The sequence below is a fragment of the Alienimonas sp. DA493 genome, assembly GCF_043951915.1.
Classification (GTDB): domain Bacteria; phylum Planctomycetota; class Planctomycetia; order Planctomycetales; family Planctomycetaceae; genus Alienimonas.
On the sequence record NZ_JBINJD010000182.1, the window covers coordinates 1 to 10,032 of the forward strand.

General features: G+C 70.4%; 7 protein-coding genes. 1 reads left to right on the top strand and 6 read right to left on the bottom strand.

Annotation, left to right across the window (positions count from 1 at the left end; genetic code table 11):
- From ACG2DA_RS19705 to ACG2DA_RS19730, 6 genes are all read right to left on the bottom strand, one after another.
- On the bottom strand, nucleotides 1–880 hold an 880-nt coding region (locus ACG2DA_RS19705), incomplete at its 3' end, for a right-handed parallel beta-helix repeat-containing protein (RefSeq protein ID WP_395258003.1).
- Entirely contained in the window at nucleotides 877–1,602 is a 726-nt protein-coding gene (locus ACG2DA_RS19710) for a hypothetical protein (protein WP_395258005.1), read from the bottom strand. The genes ACG2DA_RS19710 and ACG2DA_RS19705, both read right to left, overlap by 4 nt.
- 168 nt (nucleotides 1,603–1,770) lie before the next feature.
- On the bottom strand, nucleotides 1,771–2,610 hold the full coding sequence (locus ACG2DA_RS19715; RefSeq protein WP_395258006.1) for a sugar phosphate isomerase/epimerase family protein: 840 nt from the start codon (nucleotides 2,608–2,610) through the stop codon (nucleotides 1,771–1,773).
- Between the two features lie 53 nt (nucleotides 2,611–2,663).
- On the bottom strand, nucleotides 2,664–3,752 hold the full coding sequence (locus tag ACG2DA_RS19720) for an arabinan endo-1,5-alpha-L-arabinosidase (RefSeq protein ID WP_395258008.1): 1,089 nt from the start codon (nucleotides 3,750–3,752) through the stop codon (nucleotides 2,664–2,666).
- A 60-nt stretch (nucleotides 3,753–3,812) separates the two neighbouring features.
- Entirely contained in the window at nucleotides 3,813–8,243 is a 4,431-nt protein-coding gene (locus tag ACG2DA_RS19725) for a PVC-type heme-binding CxxCH protein (protein ID WP_395258009.1), read from the bottom strand.
- Nucleotides 8,244–8,358: 115 nt separating this feature from the next.
- Nucleotides 8,359–9,477 carry a Gfo/Idh/MocA family protein gene (locus tag ACG2DA_RS19730; protein WP_395258011.1) on the bottom strand — a complete coding sequence of 373 codons (1,119 nt, stop codon included), beginning with the start codon at nucleotides 9,475–9,477 and terminating at the stop codon, nucleotides 8,359–8,361.
- Between the two features lie 370 nt (nucleotides 9,478–9,847).
- Here ACG2DA_RS19730 and ACG2DA_RS19735 point away from each other — a divergent pair, with 370 nt between their 5' ends.
- Nucleotides 9,848–10,012 (top strand): hypothetical protein, encoded by a 165-nt coding sequence (locus ACG2DA_RS19735; protein WP_395258013.1) that lies wholly within the window; start codon nucleotides 9,848–9,850, stop codon nucleotides 10,010–10,012.
- Nucleotides 10,013–10,032: the final 20 nt, after the last annotated feature.

The following is a 10,032-nucleotide window of genomic DNA, read 5'->3' on the forward strand; positions in this document are numbered from 1 at the left end:
GCCCGGCGCCGGCGGGCAGGTGAATCCCGGTCGTGCACCGCAGCAGTTCGCAGCGCTCGACGACCGCCGCGTCGCCCTCCAGCAACAGACCGAAGACCGCGTCCGCGACCGTGCAGTCGGTCACGGTCGCCCCGGGGCCGCTTTCGTACCGCACCCCGTTCTGCCCGCCGGTCGTCGTGCAGTTCGAGAGCGTCAGCCGCGAATCGCGGGCGAAGAACGCGGAGTGCACCGCGTCCGTCACCGTCACGTCGCACCCCGTCGCGGTCAGCTCCGACCCGGCGAAGCAGTACGCCCCGTCGCCGGCGCCGCTGTACGTGTAGTTCGTGAGGGCGGCGGTCGCGTCGTGCAGCACGACGCCCCAGCGCCCGCCGGCGCACGTGCAGTCCTCCAGTGTGATCGCGGAGGCGTTCGTCAGCATCGCCGTCACGTCGGAGGCGGCCCCGTCGGGGTGCGGCTCGAGGGCGAAGCCGCGGAAGACGTGGCCGGCGGCGTTCGACGCCGTCAACGCCCGCCGGCCGGGGGCCGACGCCCGCAGGGTCGCCGTGCCGGGCGCCTCCGGCCTCCAGAGGACCGGGGCGGCCGAGGCGTTCCCCCCGCGGATTTCCTCGTCCCAATACGTGCCCGGCCCCACCAGCACCCGGTCGCCCGGCTCGACGAACGACGCGGTGTGCCCCAGCGTGCGGAAGGGCAGTTCGTCGCTGCCGAGCAGCAACAGGTTCGTTTCAAGCCCCAGCAGGCCGAGGTCGACCGCCACCAGGTCGGCGCCCGTCTTGCGGACGTACCAGTCTCGCGCCCCCGCCGGGGGAGCGGCCGCCAGCAGGGCGACGACGGCGAGCAACGCCCGCGGACCCGGGCGACGGCGGTGCGGAACCACAATCATGGACTCCGGGGGGACGGAACCTCCGGCGGGGGCGCGGGCGGCGCCGGCGGCGGCGGCAGCCGATCGCCCGCCCGCAGGCCGCCCGGCGGCCGGACACGAGACGCCGGGGAGACCGCCGGCGGGAGACGGGCGATCCACGTCTGCCGACCGGCGCCGAACGTCGGCGGGCGATCCGCCCAGGCGCCCGGGGCTTCTCCCGGGAGGACTGTCGGGGCCGTGGGGGCGGGGGCCGCGGGCGTCGGCCACAGCACGAACGGCGCCTCCTCGCCTTCCCGCAGGACCCGGGCGAAGTTCTCGCCCAGTTCGAGCGCCGTCAGCCCGTCGCGGCTCTCACCGGCGCCCAGCAGCAATATCCGGCCGGGCTCCCCCGGCCGCCCAACCCGAAACTGGGCGACCCGCCGCCCGTCGATCTCCCAAAACCCCCGCAGCGCGTACTCCGTCTTCGGTGGGCCGGGCGGCGCCGCGAGGCTCACCGGCGGCGGGGGACCGAAGAAGTTCCAGTCCGGCGGATCCGTGCTCGTTGGCGCCTCCCCGGACGACTCCGCCGCAGCCGTCTTCGCTGGCGGGGGAGGGGGAACGACGGCGGACGGCCCCACGTCAGGCGGGGCCGTGGCGGGCGGCGGCAGGGCGGCCTCTTCGCACCCGCAGAACATCGCCCCGGCCGCGGCGGCGGAGGCGATGAATTGCGGGGCGCGCGGACCGAACACCGGGACGGCGGACATTGCTCAGGGCGGGGAGAACCCCTGTCCGATCGGGCGGCGCTCCGCAGCGAGAATACATCAAGGGGCGGCTATGTCGGGAATCCGACAGGCGCCCCCCGGCGCCGCTTCACACCACTGCCCCAGGGCGACGCCCTTCCCGGCGGCCCCTCGGCGCTTGCGGAGCCGGCCTCAGGCGGTGCGTCGCTTCATGAACTCCAGGCCGTTCGTGGCGAGGGCTTCCTCGGAGGAGAACATGCGGCGCCAGATCATCGTCGCGGCGGCCAACTCCGGCAGGGCCAGGCCGAAGGCTTCGATCACCAGCCAGCCGTCGTAGCCGATCTCCTTCAACGCGCCGAAGGTTTCGTCCCACCGCACCTGTCCCTCGCCGGGGGTGCTGCGGTCGTTCTCGGAGATGTGGACGTGCCGCAGGTGCGGGGCGGCGTGGCGGATTGCGGCGGCGGGGTCCTTCTCCTCGATGTTGGCGTGGAAGGTGTCGTACATGCAGCCGACCGCCGGCCGGTCCACGGCGGCGGCGAAGTCCGCGACCTCCATTTGCGAGTTGAGGAAGTAGCACTCGAACCGATTGATGGCCTCCACGGCGATCGTCACGCCCACGTCCGCGGCGTGCTCGCCGGCGGCGGCGATCGCTTCCACGGCCCGGCCCCACTCCACGTCCGTCCGCGGCTTGCCGGTGAACTGACCCAGCGGGGAGTGCAGGGGGCCGCAAAGCGTCTCGATCCCCGCCGCCGCGCAGCAGTCCAGGATGGAACGGAAATGATCGACCGCCGCCCGCCGGGCGGCCGGGTCGTCGCTGATCGGGTTCACTTCCGGCGTGCAGACCGTCACGCCGGTGCGTTGCAGGCCAGCGTCGTCGCACATCCGGCCCAGCCGCTTGCCGGTCGCCTCGTCGCCGGAGAACAGCGGCAGCTCGGCCCCATCGTAGCCCCAGCGTTTGATATCCGCCAGCAGCGGGGCGTGCTCCGGCGTGACCTCGGTGGTCCAGAGCAACAGGTTCAGGCCGTACTTCATCGGGCGTCGTCGAGTAGGAATAGAAATGAGCGATGATTTGAATCCGCGAACGCCTATTCCGCGTCCGACGGGGCGGCGTCCGGCGGGGGGAGCAGGCGGGGCCAGCCGTCTTCGTCCCAGCGGAGTTCCTGCAGGGCGAGCGTCGCCCGGCCGCGGCGGGCGCCGTCGTAGAAGTGACAGCCGAACCAGGTGCGGCCGTCCTCTTCGAGCAGCCCCGCGTGGCCGGGGCCGATGAACGGCCCGTCGGTCTCGCTCAACAGCGTGCCGCCGCCGCCCAGCAGCGGGCGGCCGTCGCGGTCGAGGTACGGTCCCTCCACGGAGCGGCTGCGGCCGACGCGGATTTCGTAGGTGCTCTCCGTGCCGCGGCAGCACAGGCCGCGGTTGAAGAACAGGTAATAAAACCCGTCCCGCTCCGCGAGCAGCGGGGCTTCAATTTGATCGTCCGGGGCGTCGGCGAGGGCGATCGGGGCGGCGTCCGGCTCCGCCCGCAGGCCGGTGGCGGAGTCGAGCCGCACGAGCTTCAACCCGCTCCAGAACGACCCGAACGCCAGCCACAGCCCGCCGTCCGCGGTCGCCAGCACGGCGGGGTCGATCGCGTTGAAGTCGTCTCCCGGTCGTGACTGCACCACCGGGCCGTGATCGGTCCAGCGGTAGGCGGGGTCGTCCGGGTCGAGCGTCGGCGAGGTCGCCAGCCCGATCGCCGAGCGGTTCTTGCCGAAGGTCGAGACGGAGTAATACAGCAGATACCGGTCGCCGTGTCGCAACACCGCCGGCGCCCAGTAGCGGCCGCGGTGCTCCGGCACGGCCTCCAGCGCCCAGGCGGGCGGTTCTGCAAACACCCGCGGGCCGGGTTGCCAGTCTTTCAGGTCCGTCGACCGCCAGGAGGCGATCCCGCGGCCGGTGGCGAACAGCCAATATTCGTCGCCGCAGCGGACGATCGACGTCGGATCGTGCACGGCCGCGTCGCGGCGGCCGTGACGCGCCAGAACCGCCGCGTCCGCCGCCGAAACCGGGGCGAACGTCCGCCGGAACCGCCGACCCCGCTCGTCGTCAGCCGACTGCGGGCCCGGCGGCTGGGCGACGGCCGACGCCGCCCCGGCCGACAGCAGCACGGCGAGCAAGACCGGGGGGCGAACGACCATCGGGACGGCGACAACGGGGTTGAAAACGAGCGACGAAGGGCCGCGGCCGGGAGCCGACGGTCAGGGTTCGACGGTGACCGCCATCACGATCGGGGCGGAGCGGTCCGGGCCCTTCACCAGTTCGATCGTCTCGATCTCCGCGTCCGGCCGGTCCGGCTCCACGACGAGGTAGCGGATCTGCTGACCGTTCAGGTCGAAGGCGAACTCGCTGCCCGGGACGTCGACGCGGCGGATGTAGTCCGCGAAGTGCACGCCGTTCTTCAGCGGGTGATCCTCGACCGTGCCGTCGGCGTACCGCAGGCGGACGATCATCGAGACCGTCTGACGGCGGTTGAATGGGAAGTTCCAGCCGCCCACGCCGCTGAGCAGGTGGATCGCCTTGGCCGTCGCCCCGTAGGGCAGTGCGACCGACTCCGGCATCGAGGGCGGCAGCGAGCCGTTCGGGCCGTTCAGCAGCACGACGTTCGGCTTCGACTTGCCCGCCGGGTCGATCAGCAGGAAGGGCACCTCGCCGACGGTCTTCGGCCCCCAGTCGTCGAAGATCAGGCGGTCCGGGCCGTCGTCGCCGTCGTGGAACAGCCCCTTCGTGCTGACCGCCGTGGCGACCTTGTCCAGCGGAATCGGTACGTATTTGCCCTTCGCCGTGAGGAAGGTCAGCAGGTCGACCAGTTCCGCCTCGGACATCTGCTTTTCGAAGCCCTCCGGCATCAGGCTCTTCCGCGAGCCCTGCAACTCGAGCAGGTCCTCCCGGGCCAGGCTGGTCTCCTTTCCCTTTGTGTCCACCAGCGTGACGCTGGTGCGGGTCTCGGAGGTCAGCATCCCCTGCAGGATCTGCCCGTCGGCGGTGAGGGCCGTATAGAGGCGGAAGTTGCTCTCCACGCTGCGGGACGGATCGATGATGTGCGTGAGGATCTCCTCCCGCGGGTGGGTCACCATGCCGGAGAGGTTCGGGCCGATGTCCGCCCCCATCTCACCGTGCTTGTGACAGACGGCGCAGTGCTGCTTATAGACGGCGATGCCCTTCTCGGGGTCGCCGTCGCGTTCGATCAGCGGGAGGAGTTTTTGCAGAACCTCCTCGCGGTCGGCGTCGGGCAGGCCGCCGTCCATCGCCAGCAATTTGCGGCCGCGGGTGCGGATCGCTTCGTTGGGGAAGTCCCGCAGGGCGGCCTTCTGCTCGATGGAGAGGTCGGCGAGGGTCAGTTCGCCGTTCTCCGCGGCGGTCAGCAGGGCGGCGGCCCATTCGGGACGGCTCAGCAGCACGTCGATCGCCCCGGCGGCGATCTGCGGGGTGAAGGCCGGGGTCGCGGCGGCGAGGGCCGCGCCGGCCTCCGGCGCCCGGCTGGTCCGCACCGCCGCCAGCAGCCCGCGGGCGAACTGCGGGGAGGATTGGGCGGTGATCTGCATCAGCGCCTCCTCGACCGCCCCCACGTCGCCGGGCCGGAACCCGATCAGATCGCGGGCGGCCCGCAGGCGCTGCTCCTCCGGGGCGCCGGGGTCGGCGAGGGTGGCGCTCAGTTCGGCGACGATCTCGTCCATGAACGGGTCCAGCGCGTCGCTGCCGGTGCGGGAGGCGAGCTGAATCAGCTTGCCCTTCGCCGCCGCGGAGACGCCGCCGAACGCCGTCACCAGCGCCGCGTCGAACTCGGCGTTCGGTTCGAAGCCGCGGTCAGCCGGCAGGCCCTCCGTCAGACCGTCCAGCACGGCCTCCACGAGGGCGCCGTCGGCCCCCTTCATCCCGGCGAGGGCCGCGGTCAGCGCGGCTTGGTCCGGTCCGCTGCGGGCGACGTGCTCCGCCACGCCGGCGGCGATCCGCATCGTGGCACGGGTCGGCGACGTCTCCGCCGAGGCGGCCAGCGCCGCGGAGAGGTAGGCGCCGGGGTGGGCCGCCGCGGCGGCGAGCAGGGCGTCGGTCAGAACCGGGTCGGTCTCGGTCGCGGCGAGGGCGGCCACGAGGTCGCCCGCCTGCGCCCCGATCGCCTCGTCCGGCAGATCGGCGAGGGCCAGCGTCGCCGCCAGCCGCACCTGGGCGTCGTCGTCCCGCAGCAGCCCGCCGTGGGCCGCCAGCAGTTCGGCCCCGGCGCCGTCGTGCGGCAGCAGGGCGAGGGCGTTCCGCCGCACGCCGGCGGACGGGTGTTCCAGCCCGGCGGCGAGAACCTCCGGCGTGAGCCGGTCCAGCCCGTGCAGCGTGTGCAGGGCGTGGATCGCGGCGACGTTCAGCCCAATCTCGTCCACGGACTCCTCGGACACCAGTTCCGCCAAACGGTCCGCGACGCCGACGGCGTTCCGCTCGATCAGCAATCGCTGGGCGTGCAGCCGCCACCGCATCGATGGGTGGGACAGGGCGGCGACCAACTCGGCGTCGGAGGCGTCGGTCAGGTCGGAATAATTGTGCAATTTCTCCTCCGCGTTCTCCTCCGGCACGATACGGAGGATGCGGCCGCGTTTTTTGTCCCGCAGGTCGCTCTCGTAGGCGGCGCCCTTGCCGGTTTCAAAGCCCCGCGGCGTGGGGTTGTGCTGCACGATGTAGTTGTACCAGTCCAGCACCCACACGGCGCCGTCCGGGCCGACCTCCGCCATGATCGGGGCGGTCCATTCGTCGTCGCTGGCGAACAGGTTGATCGGGCTGGTCGACTTGAAGTCCGCCCCGTCGGGAGTCAGCACGAAGGTGCCCACGAGGTGCCCGGTCGGGCCGGCGGTGAAGGCGGTGCGGTTCCACCACTGCTGCGGAAACGCCCGGGCCGTATAGAGGGCGTGCCCGGCGCCGGCGGTGTAGCCGCCGAAGAAGTCCACCTGCCGGACCTTGTCCGTGATCGGGGCGTATTTATAGCTGTCGGCGATGCCGTCCAGCGTCTTCGGGGCCCAGCCGCGGACCCGCTCGTAATAGCGGTTGGGGATGGGGGCGAACTCGCTGGGGTTGCCGTTGGCGGTGGAGCCGAAGATCAGCCCCTCCTCGCTGATGCCCAGCCCCCAGGTGTTGTTGTTGGTGGAGCGAATAAATTCGAGGTCCGTCACCGTCGGGATCGCGTCGTTCCCGTTCGCGTCTTGAGCCGGCTCGGACAGTTTGAACCGCCAGAAGCCCTGCCGGAAGGACTGCACCGGGTCGCCGGCGTTGCCGTTTTCGTCCACCAGCCGGGGCGAGCTGTTGTTATAGCCCTGCATCGACCAGATCCAGTTGTCCAGGCCGTAGCGGAAGTTGCTGACCCCGCCGTGGGTGTCGCCCAGCGCCCAGCCGGTGATGAGCGTCTTGCGGACGTCGGCCACGTCGTCGCCGGTGGTGTCCTTGAGGAACACGGTCTGCGTGCCGTCCTGCACGATCGCCCCGTCGCGGGCGATCACGATTGCGGTGGGGATGCTCAGCCCGTCGGCGAAGACGGTGAACTTGTCGGCGACGGCGTCGCCGTCGGTGTCCTCGCAGATGCGGATGCGGTCCCGGCCGCCGCCCAGTTCGTTCGGGTAGTCGACCGTCTCGCAGACCCACAACCGGCCGCGGGCGTCCCAGGTCATGGCGATCGGCTTGGCCTGGAAGTTCCGCTCGTCGGCGTACAGCTTAATTTCCAACCCTTCCGGCACGACCGCGTGCTTGATCGACTCCTCTGGCGAGAGGGGCATCTGCATCAGCGTTTGCGGAGCGCCCTGTTCGCCCCAGTTGCCGCCCTGCGTGTAGTTCGGGATCTTCGGGCCGACGTCGACGTATTCGAACTCCGCCCGGTCCGGGTCCAGTTCGGTCATTTTGGGGGCGGTGAAGGGCTCCCGCTCCCGATACGCCGGGACGGCGCCAGGGTCGGCGCCGCAGGCCCAGAGCGCGCCGCGGGCGACGAGGTTCTGAAAACCGGGGTTCGTGAACGTGCGGTTGTCGTGGCCCCAGGCGGTGTAAAAGACCCGGCCGTCGCCCTGCGTGCGGACCCAGGTCCACGGCTCGCGGTCGTTGCCGGGGGCCTGCTCGCCCCCTTCGCGGTAGGCGAGGACGGTGCGGTCGTCTTCGTTATGCAGGTGATGGACGTAGGTTTCGTCCCAGCTCATAAAGCCGTCGAACCCGTCCATCACGGGGTGGTCCGGCTCGACGATCGTCGTGGAGAACGTGCCGGTCCCGTGGCGGAGGAACTGGGCGCCCATCAGCGCGACCATCCGCGGGTCGTTCCGCCAGCAGAAACTGGCGCAGTGCAGCGGCACGAAGCCGGCGCCGCCCTCGACGTATTCCAGCACCGCGTCGGCCTGCGGTTTTTCAATGGAATCGATATTGGCGTACAGCATCAGGCCGTCGTAGCGGCCGAGCGTCTCGGCGTTCAGGTCCGCCATGCGGTCGGTGTACGTCAACTCGATCCCACGGTTCCGCAGGGCCGGGGCGAGTTCCGCGAACCGTACGCGGGGCCGGTGGGGGCCGTCGTCGCCGAGGAACAGCAGTTTCAACTCCGCTTTCGCCGCCGCGTCCCCCCCCGCCGGTCCATCGGCGAGGGCGGACGAACTCGTCCCGAGGCAAGCGAACGCCAGCATCCATGCCGGAACCAAGCGGACGAGCCCTGCGGCGGACGCCGACAGGCGGGCGGGCGACGGAAACATACGGAGGGCCAGAATTGAAGAAGGAAGATGCGTGGGACGCGCCGGCCGGTCAGGCCAGCGTGAACTCCGGCAGGCGGACCAACTCGCCGCCCTTCAGGGCGGACTCGTGGGCGCAGAGGCCCACGCAGGTCCAGTTGGCGCTGGTCACGGCGTTCGGGCGCGGGTCGCGGTCCTCCACGAGGGCCGAGACCATTTCGTGCACCAGGTGCGGGTGGGAGCCGCCGTGGCCGCCGCCCTGGACGAAGGAGAGGTGCTCCGCGTCCTGAATCTCCGCGGGCAGGGTGAACCGCTGAATTTCTTTCGGCAGGAGGTGGGCGAAGTCCGGGACCTCGACCTTCTCGGGGATCTCCTTCTCCGGCTTGCCGGCGGTGTGGAGGACCATCGGTTCGTCCTCCACCAGCGTCCACTCAAAGCTTTTTTTCGTGCCGTAGACGTCGAAGCTCTCCCGGTACTGGCGGGCGACGTCGTACAGGAACCGCCAGATGTGAGCGGTGAGGTCCCGATCCTTAAATTTGATGTGGCAGGTTTCGACGGCGAACTTGTTGCCGGACTTCTCGCGGATGTCGTCCCGCACGCGGCCGCTGCCGAAACAGCTGACGGACTCCGCCGGGCTGTCCAGCAGGCCCAGGCAGGGGCTGACGACGTGCGTGGCGTAGTGCATCGGGATCATCCGCTCCCAGTAGCTCGGCCAGCCGTTCATATCCTGCGGGTGGGAGGCGGCGAGGTACTGCACTTCGCCCAGTTCGCCCCGCTCGTACAGGTCTTTCACGAACAGATATTCGCGGCTGTAGACGACCGTTTCGGCCATCATGTACTTCAGGCCGGTCTCCTTGACCTTCTCCACGATCTTGCGGCAGTCCTCGATCGTGGTCGCCATCGGCACGGTGCACATGACGTGCTTGCCGGCGTCCAGCGCCTCCAGCGTCATCCGGGCGTGGTCCGGAATGGGGCTGTTGATGTGAACGAAGTCGATCGACGGATCGGCCAGCACGTCGGCGTATTCGGTGTAGAGGGTCTCCACCCCGAACCGCTCGCCGCAGGCCTTCAGCTTCTCCTCGTTCCGGCGGCAGAGGGCCGCGACGTTCGCGTGCGGGTGGGCCTGGTAGATGGGGATGAACTCGGCGCCGAAGCCGAGGCCGACCATCGCGACGTTTTTCTGAACGGACATATTTGAAGCAGTCGAAGGGTGTGTTCGGCGGCGAACCGTCCGCGGGGCGGACGCGCCGATCCTATCTTGACGAAAACGAGGCCCGACGGCCTAGGGATCCTAACGCCGGATCACGATCCGTAGATGCAAAAATGCGCAAACGTGTTTCGGTTTCTCGCATGAGACCGTCGGTCCGCAGGTCGGGGACGTCCGAATCGGCTATGATCGTAGCCGTCCAAGAGCGATCGGCGGCCGTTCGACAGCCGCCCGCTCGCCCGCTCAGCGGCTCGCCGAACCTTGAACCCGGTTCGGCCCCGCGGGCACGATACGACGCCCGGCGTTCGCCGGCGCTCCGAAGCCTCCAACCCCCTGACGTCCCGTGACGATCTCAATGTCTCGTTCTCTCCGCTGCGGCCTGGCGGTCGCTGCGTTCTGTTTCGCCTGCGTGCTGCAAGGTTGCGGCGGCCCGGGGGAGGCGATTGATGAAGAAGGCTCCGAACGCGCCGTTCAGCGGCAACAAGAGGCGGCGGCCCGCGAGGGCGAAAGCGGGCGGTGATGCGACGGGCCCGTCGCGGG

Bases quoted from the DNA above. Each gene is read 5' to 3' on its own strand.
- ACG2DA_RS19710 (WP_395258005.1), bottom strand. From the start codon at position 1,602: ATGTCCGCCGTCCCGGTGTTCGGTCCGCGCGCCCCGCAATTCATCGCC.
- ACG2DA_RS19715 (WP_395258006.1), bottom strand. From the start codon at position 2,610: ATGAAGTACGGCCTGAACCTGTTGCTCTGGACCACCGAGGTCACGCCG.
- ACG2DA_RS19720 (WP_395258008.1), bottom strand. From the start codon at position 3,752: ATGGTCGTTCGCCCCCCGGTCTTGCTCGCCGTGCTGCTGTCGGCCGGG.
- ACG2DA_RS19725 (WP_395258009.1), bottom strand. From the start codon at position 8,243: ATGCTGGCGTTCGCTTGCCTCGGGACGAGTTCGTCCGCCCTCGCCGAT.
- ACG2DA_RS19730 (WP_395258011.1), bottom strand. From the start codon at position 9,477: ATGTCCGTTCAGAAAAACGTCGCGATGGTCGGCCTCGGCTTCGGCGCC.
- ACG2DA_RS19735 (WP_395258013.1), top strand. From the start codon at position 9,848: ATGTCTCGTTCTCTCCGCTGCGGCCTGGCGGTCGCTGCGTTCTGTTTC.